General features: G+C 71.3%; 14 protein-coding genes. 4 read left to right on the plus strand and 10 right to left on the minus strand.

Annotated features, from left to right (window positions below):
- Positions 1-102: 102 nt before the first annotated feature.
- The 9 genes from QWJ13_RS15005 to QWJ13_RS34360 form a co-directional block, all read right to left on the minus strand.
- Complete coding sequence (locus tag QWJ13_RS15005) at positions 103-2,157, minus strand: carbohydrate binding domain-containing protein (RefSeq protein ID WP_316524713.1); 2,055 nt, start codon at positions 2,155-2,157, stop codon at positions 103-105.
- 578 nt (positions 2,158-2,735) lie between these two features.
- Positions 2,736-3,305: a hypothetical protein gene (locus tag QWJ13_RS15010; RefSeq protein ID WP_316524715.1), complete on the minus strand. Its 570-nt coding sequence runs from the start codon at positions 3,303-3,305 to the stop codon at positions 2,736-2,738.
- Positions 3,306-3,443: 138 nt separating this feature from the next.
- Complete coding sequence (locus tag QWJ13_RS15015; protein ID WP_316524717.1) at positions 3,444-4,403, minus strand: ABC transporter substrate-binding protein; 960 nt, start codon at positions 4,401-4,403, stop codon at positions 3,444-3,446.
- Positions 4,404-4,460: 57 nt separating this feature from the next.
- Positions 4,461-5,138 (minus strand): ABC transporter permease, encoded by a 678-nt coding sequence (locus tag QWJ13_RS15020; protein ID WP_316524719.1) that lies wholly within the window; start codon positions 5,136-5,138, stop codon positions 4,461-4,463.
- On the minus strand, positions 5,135-5,803 hold the full coding sequence (locus QWJ13_RS15025) for an ABC transporter permease (protein ID WP_316524721.1): 669 nt from the start codon (positions 5,801-5,803) through the stop codon (positions 5,135-5,137). The genes QWJ13_RS15020 and QWJ13_RS15025 overlap by 4 nt, the downstream gene beginning before the upstream one ends.
- The gene (locus QWJ13_RS15030) at positions 5,793-6,980 is read right to left on the minus strand and encodes an ABC transporter ATP-binding protein (RefSeq protein WP_316524722.1); all 1,188 of its coding nucleotides are present in this window, start codon (positions 6,978-6,980) and stop codon (positions 5,793-5,795) included. The genes QWJ13_RS15025 and QWJ13_RS15030 overlap by 11 nt, the downstream gene beginning before the upstream one ends.
- A gap of 277 nt (positions 6,981-7,257) precedes the next feature.
- Positions 7,258-7,644 carry a rhodanese-like domain-containing protein gene (locus QWJ13_RS15035; protein WP_316524723.1) on the minus strand — a complete coding sequence of 129 codons (387 nt, stop codon included), beginning with the start codon at positions 7,642-7,644 and terminating at the stop codon, positions 7,258-7,260.
- Positions 7,638-8,210 (minus strand): cysteine dioxygenase, encoded by a 573-nt coding sequence (locus QWJ13_RS15040; protein WP_316524725.1) that lies wholly within the window; start codon positions 8,208-8,210, stop codon positions 7,638-7,640. The genes QWJ13_RS15035 and QWJ13_RS15040 overlap by 7 nt, the downstream gene beginning before the upstream one ends.
- Before the next feature lie 196 nt (positions 8,211-8,406).
- Positions 8,407-8,484 carry a putative leader peptide gene (locus QWJ13_RS34360; protein ID WP_107054354.1) on the minus strand — a complete coding sequence of 26 codons (78 nt, stop codon included), beginning with the start codon at positions 8,482-8,484 and terminating at the stop codon, positions 8,407-8,409.
- Positions 8,485-8,960: 476 nt separating this feature from the next.
- Here QWJ13_RS34360 and QWJ13_RS15045 point away from each other — a divergent pair, with 476 nt between their 5' ends.
- The 4 genes from QWJ13_RS15045 to QWJ13_RS15060 all read left to right on the plus strand — a co-directional run bounded on the left by QWJ13_RS15045 (position 8,961) and on the right by QWJ13_RS15060 (position 14,051).
- Complete coding sequence (locus QWJ13_RS15045) at positions 8,961-9,803, plus strand: nitrilase-related carbon-nitrogen hydrolase (protein ID WP_316524727.1); 843 nt, start codon at positions 8,961-8,963, stop codon at positions 9,801-9,803.
- Between the two features lie 11 nt (positions 9,804-9,814).
- Positions 9,815-11,263, plus strand: coding sequence for a dihydropyrimidinase (gene hydA / locus QWJ13_RS15050; protein WP_316524729.1), 1,449 nt, complete (start codon positions 9,815-9,817; stop codon positions 11,261-11,263).
- Between the two features lie 52 nt (positions 11,264-11,315).
- On the plus strand, positions 11,316-12,329 hold the full coding sequence (locus tag QWJ13_RS15055) for a TIGR03842 family LLM class F420-dependent oxidoreductase (protein ID WP_316524731.1): 1,014 nt from the start codon (positions 11,316-11,318) through the stop codon (positions 12,327-12,329).
- 165 nt (positions 12,330-12,494) lie between these two features.
- Positions 12,495-14,051, plus strand: a complete 1,557-nt coding sequence (locus QWJ13_RS15060) for an NCS1 family nucleobase:cation symporter-1 (protein ID WP_316524733.1) — start codon at positions 12,495-12,497, stop codon at positions 14,049-14,051.
- A gap of 107 nt (positions 14,052-14,158) precedes the next feature.
- Here QWJ13_RS15060 and QWJ13_RS15065 read toward each other — a convergent pair whose 3' ends face one another.
- Entirely contained in the window at positions 14,159-15,403 is a 1,245-nt protein-coding gene (locus QWJ13_RS15065) for a glycosyltransferase (RefSeq protein ID WP_316524735.1), read from the minus strand.
- Positions 15,404-15,579 lie beyond the last annotated feature (176 nt).

Here is a 15,579-nt window from a genome sequence, read left to right on the forward strand (position 1 = left end):
ACAGAGAACAGGTAACAGAGAACAGCGAACAGAAAACAGATGACAGCTGACAGATGTTGAAATCTGTCAGCTGTCATCTGTCATTCGTCACCCGTTGCGGACTCAGGCGATGGAGAAGTCATCCCCGTACACGGTGCCCTGGCCGTACCAGCCGTGCAGGTACACGGTGACGGTGCCGTTGGCGCCGGTGGTGAAGGGGACGGACAGCTTGGTCCAGCCGGCGGAGCTGGTCCAGGCGCTGGCGGTGGCACCGCCACTGACGCCGACATAGGCGTAGTTGCCCTGCACCCAACCGCTCAGGGTGTAGCTGGTGTTGGGCTTCAGCGTGACGGTCTGGGAGCACTCGCCGGTCTGGCTCGCGGTGGCCGCGGCCTGGAGCGCGTGGGTGCCGGAGTGGACCGGGGTGGAGACCACGGCGCCGCCGCTCTGGCAGGTCCACGGGCTCAGGCTGCCGCTCTCGAAGTCGCCGTTGACCAGGCCGGTGGTCGGGCCGGTCCCGGTGACGGTCAGCGAGTAGGTCGCGGTGTGGCTGCCGGAGGCGCCGGTGGCGGTGACGGTCAGCGGGTAGGTGCCCGCGGCCGCGGCCGAGGTGGTGGCGATGTTCAGCGTGGCGCTGTTGCCGGCGGTGACGCTGCCGGGGGTGGCGGTGGCGGTGACGCCGGCCGGGGCGCCGCTGACCGTCAGGTTGACGCTCTGCGCCGAGCCCGAGGTGACGGCCGTCGCGATCGCGGCGGAGGCGGAGGAACCAGCGGCGACCGTACCGGAGTTCGGGTTCACCGCGACCGAGAAGTCATTGCCGGGCTGGGTGCCGGTGACGTTCAGTGTGAAGGTGCTGGTGTGGCTGCCGGAGGCCGCCGCGCCGGTGACCGTGATCGGGTAACTCCCGGGCACCACCGAGGAGGTGGTGCTGATGTTCAGCGTGGCGCTGTTGCCGGCGGTGACGCTGCCGGGGGTGACGGTGGCGGTGACGCCGGCCGGGGCGCCGCTGACCGTCAGGTTGACGCTCTGCGCCGAACCCGCGGTCACGGCCGTCGCGATGGTCGACGAGGTGGACGAACCGGCGGTGACGGTGGCCGAGTTGGGGCTGGCCGACACCGAGAAGTCGTTGCTCACCGTCGAGCCGCTGGTGAACGGCGCGAAGATGTGGCTGAAGTCCCAGGTGTTCTGGCTGATCCCGGAGCAGTTGTCGTCGCCGGCCTTGCCGACGCAGCCGCCGTTGTCGCGCTGGAGCGCCCAGAAGGACAGCGTGTTGATGCCCTTGGACACCGCCCAGTTGTACACCGTGTTGGCGTTGGCCACGGTGAAGGTCTCGGCCGCACCGAAGTCGTCGATGCCGATCATCTCGGTGATCCCGATCGAACCCCACAGCTGGGCGGGGGTCTTGGACGGGTACAGCTTGGCGAGCTGGTTGTACAGGCCCTGCGCGGAGGTCTGGGTGTCGGCTGCCATGTCATGCGCGGCGTTGTCGTAGTAGTCGAAGGTCATCATGTTGACGACATCGATCCGCGCGTTGTTGGTGACCGCGTTCTTCAGCACCGCGAGCCCGCTGCTGGCCAGCCCGGAGGTGGTGGTGGGCAGCGTGTAGGAGAACTGGATGTTCCGGCCGTTGGCGGCGGCCCAGTCCTCCACGATCTTGATCGCCTTGTTGCGGCGGTCGATCCCGGCGGTGTTGGTCAGCGAGTTGTCCTCGATGTCGAGGTCGATCCGGCTGATGTCGTAGGTGGTGATCACGTTCTCGAACGCGGCAGCGATCTGGTTGACATCGGTGCAGCTGTCGGCCAGTTCGGTGCCGGTGTTGTCGGCGGTGTAGCCGCCGAAGGACGGGATCACGTCCCCGCCGTTGGCGCGGATGGTCGCGATGTCGGCGCCGAAGGTCGAGGAGGACACCGGCATCGAGGTGTCGCCGTTCCAGTACGGCGTGCAGGAGCCCTTGGTGCTGGCCTGGAGGAACGCCATGGTCAGGTACTTGGCGCCGGACTGCGAGGCCAGCTGGGCCGGGCTCTGGCCGGTCCAGGCCTCGAAGTAGGGGGCGAAGACCCGGGTGGGGAGCGGGGTGGCGGCCTGGGCGGTGCCCGTCCCGGCGGCGACCAGTCCGGCCGAGGCGGCCAGGGTGGCGCAGGCCGTCAGCGCGGCCTGGACTGTTCTGCGAAGGCGCATGGATTCTCCAACAGACGTGGTGGGGCAGGACGTTGGGGACGTGCGGTCGGTCCGGGCGGGGTGGCCGTGTGGGGGCGGCCGGGCGGTCCCGGGCCGAGGAGTCGGATATCGGGAGTGCGGGAGTACGGGCGTGCGAAGGCCCACCGACTCGCGTGGACGCGGGTGGCGGTGCGGGTGCGCGCGTCGTACGGAGCGGGGGTGGAGCGGATCAGGGCAAGGCAGTGCCTCAGCCGCCGGTGGTCACACCCCCACAGTGCATCCCGGTCGGATCGACATGCTTATGTTTGGACTAGACCACTGGTCTGTCAAGAGTCCTAACAGTTCGTCAGCATACGGTCCGCGTGGCCGAAGGGGGTGGATGGACGCCCGGGGCGGCCGGGTGTCGGGCGGTCGGAGTGTCGGGCCGCCGGGGTGACGGTCGGTGGTGGCGGGAAGGTCCGGAAACGAAAAGGCCGTGGCCGCGCACCCTGGGAAGGGGCACGGCCACGGGTGGCCCGGCGCTCAGGACACCGGGCGGTCCATGGTGCCGCAGTGCGGCGGGGTCCATGCGGGTGAGTAGCCCCGCAGGTCTGGCCGGATCAGTGCGCCGGCGGGCAGAGCGTGGCGAGCAGAGCCTCGTTGATCTTCGCGGCGGTCTCCGGGCCGAAGCCCTGCGGGTGGTCGGAGGAGGTGAAGCGCTGGTTGGCCAGATCGGTCAACTTCTGCTTGTCCTTGGGGAACTGGTAGATCGACTGGCACTGGTTGCGGGCCCGGTCCACGGCCTTGTCGGGCTTGCCGCCGACGATCGCCGGGTCGATCGCGTCCAGCGCGGCGACCAGCTTGGTCGTCAGGTCGGCGTTCGGCTTGGCGGGCAGTCCGGCGTCCGCGGGCGGCGCCGGCTTGGCCGGCGCGGAGGCTCCCGAGGCGTCGGCGGGCGGGGCGGGCGCGCCGGTGGCGCCGTCGGCCGTGGGGGCGGCCGAGCCGGGCGCGGAAGCCGTGGGCGTGGCGGCGTCGGAAGGCGCGGTGGCCGAGGCGGTCGCGGCGGCGGAGGCAGTGGGGGAGCCGGCCGCGGAGGTGGCCTTGTCCGAGCCGGATCCGGAGCTGGAACAGGCAGCGAGGCTCACCGCGGCGAGTGCCGTGAGGGTGGCGGCGAGGAGACGAGTGCGCATGGCGCCCAGACTGTCATGTTCGCGGCGCGGAAGGGAAGGTCCTTCGAATGGTCGACGGACGACGGACGGCGGCCCGGAGGATGCTCCTCCGGGCCGCCGTCCGCCGAGCCCGTCCGCCGAGCCCGTCCGCCGAGCCCGTCAGGCGAGGCCGTTGGACTTCAGCCAGTCCTTAGCGACCGTCGACGGGTCCTCCTTGTCCACCGACACGCGCTTCATCAGCGCCGTCAGCCCGGCCGTGTCGAGCTTGGCCGACACCGCGTTGAGCGCCGCCGTCGCGGTCGCGTCCACCCCGGCCTTGTTGACCAGCGGGGTGACGTTCTGCGCGCCGAAGATGTTCTTCGGGTCGGACAGCGGGACGAGCTTGTACTGGACGATCTTCGGGTCGGTGGTGAACACGTTGCCGACCTGGATGCTGCCGTCCTTGAGCGCGTTCGCGGTGGCGTCCCCGGTGGGCTTCCACTCCTTGAAGGTCAGCCCGTAGACGTCCTTGAGCTGCTGCTCGCGGCGGCTCTTGAACTCCGGCGGCCCGCCGATGGTGAACTCGCCGGCCTTGGCGGCGAGGTCGGCGATGCTCTTGAGGTTGTACTTGTCGGCGGTCTCCTGGCTGACGCTGAGCGAGTCCTTGTCCTCGGCCGGGGAGGGGTCGAGGATGCCCAGCGAGGCGGGCAGCGCCTTGGCGAGCGCCGCGTCCACGTCCTGGGTGGTGACGGCGGTCGACTTGGCGTCCAGGTAGGCGAGCAACGAGCCGTTGTACTCCGGCAGGACGGTCAGGTTGCCGCTCTGCAACTGCCCGTAGAGCACCTCGCGGCTGCCGATGTTGAACTTCTCCTCGACCTTGACGCCCTTGGCCTTGAGCGCCTGCGAGTAGATCGAGCCGAGCAGGACGTTCTCCGGGAAGTTCGCCGAGCCGACGACCACCGTCCCCCCGGAAGCGCCCGAGCCGCCCGAGCCGCCCGTGCCGGCCGTGCCGGGTGCCGAGGTCGTGGCGCCGGAGCCCTCGCCGAGCGGGTTGCTGCTGCCGGAGGAGCCGCAGGCGGTGGCGCCGAGGGCGAGCGCGGCGAGGGTGCCGAGGACGACGGCGCGACGGCTTCGCTTCATTGTCGACATGGTGACAGATGTCCTTCCGGAACAGGAGAGGAGGGATGGAAGAGGGGTTCAGTGGGCCCGCTGCTGGGCGCGCACTCCGGCCGGGAGCGCGAACCGGGCGAGCAGGGAGAAGAACAGCTGGGCCGCGACCGCGAGCAGCACCACCAGCAGCGCGCCGCCCACCGTCACGGCGTACTGGCGGGTCGCCAGCCCGTCCATGACGTAGCGGCCGAGCCCGCCCAGGCCGACGTAGGCGGCCACCGTGGCGGTCGCGATCACCTGGACGGTCGCGGTGCGGAAGCCCGCCAGCAGGGTCGGCGCGGCCGAGGGCAGGCAGACCTGCCACAGCACCTGCGGATGGGTCAGTCCGATGCCGCGCGCGGCGTCCCGGACGTCCGGGTCGGTGCCGCGCACCCCCTCGACGGCGGCCACCAGCAGCGGCGGCGCGGCGAGCGCGACCAGCGGGATCAGGACGGCGGTGTCGCCGACCCCGGCGAGCAGCACCGCCAGCGTCACCAGACCGAGCGTCGGCAGGGCGCGGGCGGCGCCGGCGAACGCGGTCACCAGGGTGACGCCGCGCCCGGTGTAGCCGATCAGCAGACCGAGCGGGACGGCGAGCAGTGTCGCGAAGAGCAGCGCCTCGCCCGAGAACAGCAGGTGCTCGGAGACCCGGTGCAGGATCGAGTCCGGCCCGCTGCGGTGGTCCGGGGAGGTGAAGAAGTCGCTCAGCCAGTTCCACCAGTTCACGAGCCGGCTCCCTTCTCCCGGACGGCCCAGGGCGCGAGCAGCCGCCGGGCGACCACCAGCACCACGTCGACGGCCAGCGCCAGGGCGGCGATCAGCACGATGCCGGCCACGATCGGGGTCGGAAAGGTGCGCTGGAAGCCGTCGATGAACAGGTAGCCGAGCCCGCCGCGCCCGACCAGCGCGCCGACGCTCGCGAGCGAGATGCTGGACACCGCCGCGACCCGCAGCCCGGCGATCAGGTACGGCACGGCGGCGGGCAGCTCGACCGAGGTCAGCCGGTGCCAGGGCCCGTACCCCATCGCGGTGGCCGCCTGCCGGACGGCGTCCGGGACGGCGCGCAGCCCGTCCACGGTGGTCGGCAGCAGCACGGCGAGGGCGTAGAAGGTGAGCGGGATCATCACGGTCGCCTGGGTGGCGAGGCCGGTGTACGGGATCAGCACCACGAACACGGCCAGCGAGGGCAGCGCGTACACGATGTTGAACACGGCGGACAGCGGCTGGTAGAGCCGGGGGAAGCGGGCGCAGGCCAGGCCGAGCGGGACGGCCAGCAGCAGGCCGATGAGCACGGGGAGGAGGGCGATCACGGCGTGGTCGGCGAGCAGGTGGCCGAGGTAGCCGAGGTGGTCGCCGATCCAGTACCAGCGGACGATCGGTTCATCGTCCACCGTCGGCTCCGTCCGTTCTGCCCGCCGCGTCGGGTTCGGTGCCGGGCTTGACCGTGCTGCCGGCGCCGTCAGCGGCCGGCGAACCGGTGGCATCGGGCGAACCGGTGGCGTCAGGTGAACCGGCGCCGCCGGGCGAAGCAGCGCCGTCGGGCCGGAGCGCGGCGAGGACGGCCTCGTGGCTCGCGGTGCCGGTGGCCCGGCCGTCGGCGTCCAGCGCGACCGCGACAGCGGCGGGGGAGAGGACGGCCGCGTCCAGCGCGGTGCGCAGGGTGTCGGTGTCCGGACGGAAGCCGGCCGCCGGGTGCAGTTCGGCGGTGACGGCGTCGCGGTCGATCCAGCCGATCGGGCGGCGCCCGTCGTCCAGGGCCAACTCCCACCTCCCGTACCGGAGTCCGTCGGCCACCGGGCGCAGCTCGACGCTGCTCGCGGGGCGCAGGCCGAGGCCGCGCAGGCCCCGGTCGCGGCCGAGGAAGGCGGCCACGCCCTCGTCGGCGGGGGTGGTGAGCAGGGTGTGCGGGTCGGCCAGTTGGGCGATCCGGCCGTGTTCGCGCAGCACCACCACCTGGTCGCCGAGCCGGACGGCCTCCTCGATGTCATGCGTGACGAACAGCACCGTCTTGTGCAGCTCGGACTGGAGGCGCAGCAGCTCCTCCTGGAGCCCGGCCCGCACCACCGGGTCGACCGCGCTGAACGGCTCGTCCATCAGCAGCACCGGCGGGTCGGCGGCCAGCGCACGCGCCACGCCGACCCGCTGCTGCTGGCCGCCGGACAGCTGGAACGGGTACCGCTTGGCGGTCTCCGGTGCGAGCCCGACCAGTTCGAGCAGTTCGGCGGCGCGGGCGCGGGCCTTCTTGCGGTCCCACCCGAGCAGGTAGGGGACGGTGGCGATGTTGTCGATCACTTTGCGGTGCGGGAACAGTCCGGCCTGCTGGATCACGTATCCGATGCCACGGCGGAGTTTGGCGGGTTCCAGCTCCGCGACGTCCGTGCCGTCCAGCAGCACCCGGCCCGAGGTGGGCTCGACCATCCGGTTGACCATGCGCAGCAGGGTGGTCTTTCCACAGCCTGACGGCCCGACCAGGACGGTTATCCGTCCGGTCGGGACCTCCAGGTCCAGGCTCTCGACGGCGATGGTCCCGTCGGGGTGGCGCTTTCCGGCGCCCTCGAATCTGATCACAGGGAGTTTCCTCGTCAGGGCGCCCCGGTGAGGCGGCGCCTGGGTCGGTCGTCGTTCGGTTCGTGGCGGCTTGTCGACAAACCGCCGGTGTGGGTAGGTGCGGTGTTTGTCGGGCTTCACCGTCCGGGCGTTCTTCCGCCCGCGTGGCTGCCCAGTGTCGGACCGGCGGAAACTCTGATCAGACTATGACCTTCATCATCTTCTGTCTTTGATTTGCCGCCCGGCGCGCACGACCGAGGCCGACTTCGTCAGGTGGAGCTCGGCCGCCCCGGGCGGCTCAGCCGCCCTGACGGATCGGCAGCCCGTCGGCCGCCCAGCCGACGAAACCGCCGTCCAGGTCGGTCGCCCGGTGCAGCCCCAGCTCGCGCAGTGAGGCGGCGGCCAGGCTGGAGGCGTAGCCCTCGGAGCAGACCACGATCACCTCGATGTCGTAGCCCGAGGCCTCGGGAATCCGGTGACTGCCCGTCGGATCGAGCCGCCACTCCAGCACGTTGCGCTCGATGATCAGTGAGCCGGGGATCTCCCCCTCGGCCGCCCGCTGCGCCGCCGGGCGGATGTCCACCAGCAGCGCGCCGTCCAGCTGGGCCCGGTACGCCTCGTGGGCGCGCGGGCGGTGGACGCCCTCCCGGGCCCGCTCCACCAGGTCGTCGATCGTGGTCACCACTGTTCAGGTCCTTCCTCGGAGGTACGGACGAGCCCGCCGGCCCGCAGGTCGTAGTGCGCCATCGAACTCAGCGGCGGCGAGTAGGCGTGCAGCGTGACGGCGGGGCCGACGGCGGTGTTGCGCACGTCGTGCACGTACTCGGGGCCGAAGGCGCGGGCGGTGCCGGCCGGGATCCGGCGGATCAGCAGGCCCTGCTCCGGGCCGCCGAGGGACAGCTCCTCCAACTCGCCGAGGGCGACGGTGAAGGCGCCGCGCGAGCCGCCGTGATCGTGGAAGCCGGTGGACTGGCCGGGCAGCCAGCTGATCAGCCACACCTCGTGGTCCTCGTCGGCGGCCAGGCGCCGGTACCAGCGCTCGTCGGTGGAGAGGCGGACGTGGTGGATCCACTCCTCGGGCCGCTCGGCCAGCTCCCGGACAATGGTCCGCAGGGTGCCGGGGGTGAGCGGTGCGCGGGTGTCCGTGGCGGACGGCGTCTTGTCGGGGCCGGGGTCGGCGCCGGTGCCGGTGGCCGACCGGTCGGCGGGGCTGATGCTCGGGCTCGGGCTCGGGCTTGGGCTCAGGGTCATGAGGGCGTCCTCGGGTGCGGCGGGAACGTCGGGGAGTGCGCCCGGCGTCCGACGGCGATGGACGGGCGCGGGCCGACGGGGCGGTCCGGCACGCACGGGTGCGCCGGGGCGGGGCGGGGTTCAGAACTGCGGATGCGGGTGCGCGGCGCGGGCCCTGGCAGACGTCACAGAGCGGGACCGGCGGGGGAAGTCAAGGTCAACAGGCACAGATGGAACTCGCCTGGCGTCGCAGATCGACGTGCAGGCGGCAGACCAGAGTGGCGCCGGATTCCATGCGCCGGATCCTTCCGGAGCGAACCTGACGAAGTCAAGCCGAGCCGCTCGCGTCCCGAGGCCGTCCGTTGCCACCCGTACGAGTAAGAAGGGGACTCCCGGGGTAGATCAGCTTTTCATCGCACCCCGGACCCGCACCTCGGACCCGCACCTCGGACCCGTACCTCGGACCCGTACCTCGGACCGCCACCTGGACCGCACCCCTGGCCGCCCGCGTGTCCGCGCGATGAGATCGCCCCAGACGCTTTCGCACCAACGTATTGTCAGGCCACCGAGGCCAGGCCTACCGTCTACTGATCGCTTTCTACGCACGTAGACCGTACGTGTGTGGACCACCCGCACGCACACACGCACACACGCACACACGCACGCAGACCCTGCGGTTCCCCGAGCGGACCCACAGGTAAGACCCGCCCCGTCAACCCTCAGACCGCGGGCCCGACCGCACGGCCGGACCGCGGAGTTGCGGAGGTACCCATGTCGCAGATCGTCCGTGCCGCGCTCGTCCAGACCCGTTGGACCGGTGACCAAGAGAGCATGATCGCCCTCCACGAGCGATACGCCCGCGAGGCCGCGGCCCAGGGCGCGCAGATCATCGGCTTCCAGGAGGTCTTCAACTCCCCGTACTTCTGCCAGGTCCAGGAGGCTGAGCACTACCGCTGGGCCGAGGCCGTCCCGGACGGCCCGACCGTGAGCCGGATGCGCGACCTCGCCCGCGAACTCGGGCTGGTGATGGTCATCCCGGTCTACGAGGAGGAGCAGAGCGGCGTCTACTACAACACCGCCGCCGTGATCGACGCGGACGGCAGCTACCTCGGCAAGTACCGCAAGCACCACATCCCGCAGGTCAAGGGCTTCTGGGAGAAGTACTACTTCAAGCCCGGAAACCTCGGCTGGCCGGTGTTCGACACCGCCGTCGGCAAGGTCGGGGTGTACATCTGCTACGACCGCCACTTCCCCGAGGGCTGGCGCGCCCTGGGCCTGGCCGGCGCGCAGATCGTCTACAACCCCTCCGCCACCAGCCGCGGCCTGTCCGGCTACCTCTGGCAGCTCGAACAGCCCGCCGCGGCCGTCGCCAACGAGTACTTCGTCGCCGCGATCAACCGCGTCGGCACCGAGGAGTACGGCGACAACGACTTCTACGGCACCTCCTACTTCGTCGACCCGCGCGGCCAGTTCGTCGGCGACGTCGCCTCCGACAAGGAGGAGGAACTCGTCGTCCGCGACCTCGACCTCGGCCTGATCGAACAGGTCCGCCAGCAGTGGGCGTTCTACCGCGACCGCCGGCCCGACGCCTACGGACCGCTCGCCGAGGCGTGAGGAGCAGCGAGATGACCACCAACGAGGTGGGGGCCGCCCATGGTCCGCACCGGCGCACGGTCGTGCGCGGCGGCCTCGTCATCACGGCCACCGAGGAACTCCACGCCGACGTCCTGATCGAGGGCGAGCGCATCGCCGCCCTCGCCGCCACCGGCAGCTCCGCAGCCGAGGCCTGGAGCGCCGACACCGTCATCGACGCCACCGGCCACTACGTCATCCCGGGCGGCGTCGACGCCCACACCCACATGGAGCTGCCGTTCGGCGGGACCGCGGCCTCCGACACCTTCGAGACCGGCACCCGCGCGGCCGCCTGGGGCGGCACCACCACCATCGTGGACTTCGCGGTCCAGCCGGTCGGCGGTTCGCTGCGCGAGGGCCTGGACAGCTGGCACGCCAAGGCGGAGGGCAACTGCGCCGTCGACTACGCCTTCCACACCATCGTTTCCGACGTCAACGACGCCGTGCTGAAGGAGATGGACGCCCTCGTGGACTCCGGCGAGTCCACCTCCTTCAAGCTGTTCATGGCCTACCCCGGCGTCTTCTACAGCGACGACGGCCGCATCCTGCGCGCCATGCAGCGCGGTGCCGTCAACGGCGGGCTGATCATGATGCACGCGGAGAACGGCATCGCCATCGACGTCCTGGTCGAACAGGCGCTGGCCGCCGGGAGGACCGCCCCCCGGTACCACGGCGAGGTCCGTCGCGAACTGCTGGAGGCCGAGGCCACCCACCGGGCGATCAAGCTCGCCCAGGTGGCCGGCAGCCCGCTCTACGTGGTGCACGTGTCCGCCGCCGCCGCGCTCGCGGAACTCACCCAGGCCCGGGACGAGGGCCTCAACGTCTTCGGCGAGACCTGCCCGCAGTACCTCTTCCTCTCCACCGACAACCTCGCGGAGGAAGGCGCCGACGGCTTCGAGGGCGCCAAGTACGTGTGCAGCACGCCGCTTCGGCCACGCGAGCACCAGGAGGCGCTCTGGCGGGGGTTGCGCACCAATGACCTCCAGGTGGTCTCCACCGACCACTGCCCGTTCTGCTTCGTCGGCCAGAAGGAACTGGGCCGGGGCGACTTCTCGAAGATCCCCAACGGCCTGCCGGGAGTCGAGAACCGGATGGACCTGCTCCACCAGGCCGTGGTGGACGGGCACATCAGTCGGCGCCGCTGGGTCGAGATCGCCTGCACCACCCCGGCCCGGATGTTCGGCCTGCACCCGCGCAAGGGGACCATCGCCCCCGGTGCCGACGCCGACCTGGTGGTCTACGACCCCACGGCGGTGCAGACCGTCTCCGCCGCGACCCACCACATGAACGTCGACTACTCGGCCTACGAGGGCCGCCGACTCACCGGCCGGGCGCGGACGGTGATGTCGCGCGGCACTGTGGTGCTGAACGACGGCGAGTGGCTGGGGCGGGCCGGCCACGGCACCTTCCTGCGCCGGGACACCTGCCAGTACCTGGTCTGAGTCCTTCCCTCCCGTTCGAGATCCGGCCCGACCCCCTTGCCTGGAGACCCTCATGGACATCGGCCTCGTGCTACAGACCGACCCGCCCGCCCGACTGCTCATCGACCGGATGGTCCGTGCCGAACAGGCCGGGTTCAGCCACGGTTGGACCTTCGACTCCTGCGTGCTCTGGCAGGAGCCCTTCGTGATCTACAGCCGGATCCTCGCCGAGACCGAGCGGATGACCGTCGGCCCGATGGTCACCAACCCCGCCACCCGCAGCTGGGAGGTGACCGCCTCCACGTTCGCCACGCTCAACGACATGTACGGCAACCGGACCGTGTGCGGCATCGGCCGCGGCGACTCCGCCATGCGGGTCGCCGGGCGGCAGCCCGCCACCCTTGCCCGACTCTCCCAAGCCATGCACGCCATCAAGGAGTTGGCCGAGGGGCGCACCGCCGAGGTGGACGGCGCCGAGATGCGGCTGCCGTGGGTCCGCCCCGGAGCTTCCCTGCCGGTCTGGATGGGCGCGTACGGGCCGAAGGCTCTGAATCTGACTGGCCGTCAGGCTGATGGATTCATTCTCCAGTTGGCCGATCCCTACCTCACCGAGTTCATGGTCAAGGCGGTCCGGGCAGCCGCCGTCGAGGCCGGCCGGGACCCGGACTCGATCACCATCTGCGTCGCCGCCCCCGCCTACGTCACCGCCGACGACTCGCCCGAGGCGCTCGCCCACGCCCGGGAGCAGTGCCGCTGGTTCGGTGGCATGGTCGGCAACCATGTGGCCGACCTGGTCAGCCACTACGGCGAGCACTCCGACCTGGTGCCGGAGGCGCTCACCGACTACATCAAGGGCCGCCAGGGCTACGACTACAGCCATCACGGCCGGGCCGGGAACCCCGACACCACCTTCGTTCCGGACGAGATCGTGGACCGCTTCTGCCTGATCGGCCCGGTGGAGAAGCAGCGGGCCCGGCTGGCGGAGCTCCGCTCGCTCGGTGTTCACCAGTTCGCCGTCTACGCCATGCACGACGCCATCGAGAGCACCATCGACGCCTACGGGGCGGACGTCATCCCGCGGCTGTGAAGTCGTATTCGTGGCGCGGGTGGTCCATGGCGCCGGGCGTGAGCCAGTCGGTGAGTCAGTCCGTGAACCTGCTCGTGAACCTGCTCGTGATCCAGTCCGTGAACCTGCTCGTGACCCCCAGTTGAGCTCAGCCGCGGACTCTCCCGCGGCGGACGGGAGTTGCCCATGGCCGACACCGCGACCAGCGGCGGCAGACAGTGGCAGCACCTCGACGGCCGGGTCGAACTCGACCCGGCCGTCGGAGAGTTGCCGACCAACGGCTTCACCAGTGACGACCTGCGCCCGGTCCCCGTGACGCGGCGCACCTGGACCACGTACAACTTCCTCGCGCTCTGGGTCGGCATGGCCCACAACATCCCGTCCTGGACCCTGGCCTCGGGTCTGGTCACGCTCGGCATGGACTGGAAGCAGGCGGTGCTGACCATCGCACTCGCCAACCTGATCGTGCTGGTGCCGATGCTGCTCACCGGGCACGCCGGCACCAAGTACGGCATTCCGTTCCCGGTCTTCGCCCGCGCCTCCTTCGGACTGCGCGGCGCCAACCTGCCCGCCCTGCTGCGGGCGGCGGTGGCCTGTGCCTGGTTCGGCATCCAGACCTGGATCGGCGGCGAGGGCATCTTCCTGCTGGCGGGCAAGCTGTTCGGCGAATCCTGGCGCACGGCCGGTGGGTTCGGCGGCTACCCGTGGACGCAGTGGCTCTCGTTCCTGCTGTTCTGGCTGATCGAGATGGCCATCATCGCGCGGGGAATGGAGGCGCTGCGGCGGTTCGAGAACTGGGCGGCGCCGTTCGTCATCGCCGGTGCGCTCGCGCTGCTGGTGTGGATCACCGTCAAGGCGGGCGGGTTCGGGCCGTTGCTCGACCAGCCGTCCAAGCTGGGGTGGGGCGGCGGCTTCTGGAAGGTCTTCTTCCCGGCGCTGATGGGCATGATCGGGTTCTGGTCCACCCTCTCGCTGAACATCCCCGACTTCACCCGCTTCGGCGGCAGCCAGCGTGCCCAGATCCGCGGGCAGGCACTCGGCCTGCCGACGACGATGACGCTCTTCGCGTTCCTGTCCGTGCTGGTCACCTCCGGCTCCGAAGCGGTCTACGGGGTGCCGGTGTGGGACCCGATCCAGCTGGCCGCCAAGATGGAGAACCCGGTCGGCATCCTGTTCGCGCTGCTGACCGTGCTGGTGGCGACGCTGTCGGTCAACATCGCGGCCAACGTCGTCTCGCCGGCCTACGACCTCGCCAACCTGCTGCCCCGCCTGGTCACCTTCCGCACCGGGGCGCTGATCACGGGAGTGGTCGGGATCGCGATCTTCCCGTGGCGGCTGATCTCCGACCCGCACGTGTACATCTTCACCTGGCTGGGCCTGGTCGGCGGGCTGCTCGGCACGGTGGGCGGGGTGCTGATCTCGGACTACTGGGTGCTGCGGCGCACCCGCCTGCGGCTCGCCGAGCTGTACCGGCCGGGCGGGACGTACTGGTACGCGGCCGGGTGGAACTGGCGGGCCGTCGTGGCGCTGGTGGTGGGCGGAGTGCTGGCCGTCGGCGGCTCGTACTCCGGCGTGGACGCGAACGGGGCGAAGCAGGGCCCCTTCCCGGCGGACGGCCTGATCCCGCTCCTCAAGCCGCTCGCCGACTACGGGTGGGCCGTCGGGCTGGCCTCCGCGGCGGTGGTGTACCTGGGGTTGAGCGGGGTGTTCGGGAGAGGTGCGGGGGAGGAGGGGGAGGGCTGACGAGTGACGGCGAACAGATGACGGCTGACAGATTTCGAAAGTTGTCATCTGTTATCTGTGATCTGTTCGCCGTTCGCTGTTCGCCGTTTGCTGTCGCCTGTCGCCCGTCAGCCGCTGGGTGACACCCGTTCGACGGCGGTGAGGACCTTGGCGGCGCCGTCCTCGGTGGCCAGGGCGGCGGCGACGGCCCGGGCGCGGGCGCGGTAGCCGGGGTCGTCGAGGGCCAGGCGGAGGGCGGCGGCGAGGCGGGTCGCGGTGAGGCCGCGCAGCGGGACGGGGCCGGGGGAGACGCCGAGCATGGTCAGCCGGTCGGCCCAGAATGGCGCGTCGAGCTGGGCCGGAACCGGGACGGTGGGAGTCCCGGATCGGAGGGCGGCGGCCGTGGTGCCGGCGCCCGCGTGGTGGACGACGATGGCGGTACGGGGGAAGAGCCACTCGTGCGGGGTGTCGCCGATGATCAGGACGGTGTCCGAGTCCTCGGCGGCCAGTTCGCTCCAGCCCGCCTGGAGGAGCAGACGCACCCCGGCGGTGCGGGCGGCGGCGAGGACGGTCGTGGCGAGTCGCGCCGGGTCGGGGACGACCAGGCTGCCGAAGCCGACGAAGACCGGCGCCGGTCCGGCGGCGAGGAAGTCGAGCAGTCGGGCCGGGGGTTGCCAGCCCGGCCGTTCGGCAGGCCACCAGTAGCCCGCCACGTCCAGTCGGGGGTGCCAGTCGGCGGGGCGCGGCACCACCCGTGGCGAGAAGCCGTGCAGGACGGGGTGGTTGCGGCGGGCCCGGCCGATGCCGAGCGGAGGCAGGCCGAGCCGGCGGCGCAGTGCGCGGACGGCCGGTGCGAACAGCTGGTCGGTCGCGGCCTCGGTGGCGTGCCCCGCCAGCAGATTGGCGGGCCGCCCGAATGATCGGAAGCCGCTGATGGCGGGTGCGAACTCCCGGGTGGGCGCCAGGGGTTGGAGGAACAGGCTGATGCTGGGGATGCCGGCCGCCTCGGCGACGACCTGCCCGAGCGCGCTCGTGGTGCTGGTGGTCAGCAGCAGGTCGGTGCCGAGCGCGGTGGCATCGGCGATGCCGTCGCCGAGCGCGGGCATGAACGTCCGTCCGAGGCGTAGGAGTTGCAGGACGACCCACGGTCCATGGCCCGCCCGCAGCAGGCGCTGGCCCTCGGCAGAGGCGAGTGCGGCACGCGGGTCGACCGGCAGTGGGCGGAACTCCAGTCCGGCGGCCCGGACCGACTCGGCGAAGGTGTCGTGGGTGGCGACGGCCACCTGATGACCGGCCGCCCGCAGACGGACGCCGAGCCCGGTGAAGGGTGCCACGTCGCCCCGGGATCCGGCGGTGGCGATCAGGATGCGCATGGCCGCAGTATTTCGACGCGGACGGCTCCCGGGAAGGACGCCCCGCACGGGATGCCCTCGACCGTGGCAGCCGGATTCGAACGCGGTTCCGCGGGTTGTGGAACCGGGCGGAGCGCGATTGGCGTCCTTGCGGGCAGAGCGGACGGGACGGGGCCCGTCGCGCCTCGGACGGGAGG

It is taken from the genome of Kitasatospora brasiliensis, assembly GCF_032654805.1.
GTDB lineage: Bacteria > Actinomycetota > Actinomycetes > Streptomycetales > Streptomycetaceae > Kitasatospora > Kitasatospora brasiliensis.